This is a genomic window from Faecalibacterium sp. DFI.5.82, from assembly GCF_029076575.1.
Taxonomy (GTDB): Bacteria; Bacillota; Clostridia; order Oscillospirales; family Ruminococcaceae; genus Faecalibacterium; species Faecalibacterium duncaniae.
In genome coordinates this window covers 1-291 of record NZ_JARFIS010001062.1, presented here as the reverse complement: position 1 = coordinate 291, position 291 = coordinate 1, and the positions used below count along the sequence as shown (strand labels likewise).

Genomic DNA, 291 nt, shown 5'->3' with positions numbered 1-291 from the left:
TCTTGCCGTAGGCAATGACCGTTTCATCGCCGGTGAACAGGTGCATGATGGGGACCTGGAAGGCGAGCAGCAGGATGCCGGTCAGTATGGTGTAAACGATGCACATACCCAGGGGGACAAAGGTGCCCTTTTTGACACGGTCGATCTTGCCCGCACCAAAGTTCTGGCCCACAAAGGTGGTGGCCGCCATGCTGAAGCTCAGCACAGGCAGAATGTTGAAGCCATACACCTTCATATAGGCGGCAAAGCCTGCCATGGCAGCGGCACCATAGCCGTTGACGCTGACCTGCA

The 291-nt window shown here is 57.0% G+C and carries 1 protein-coding gene; it reads right to left on the bottom strand.

Features of this window, described 5'->3' with window-relative positions; translation table 11 throughout:
• Positions 1–291 (bottom strand): MATE family efflux transporter (locus P0G09_RS20145; protein WP_275253565.1); only part of this gene is annotated, 291 nt, incomplete at both ends.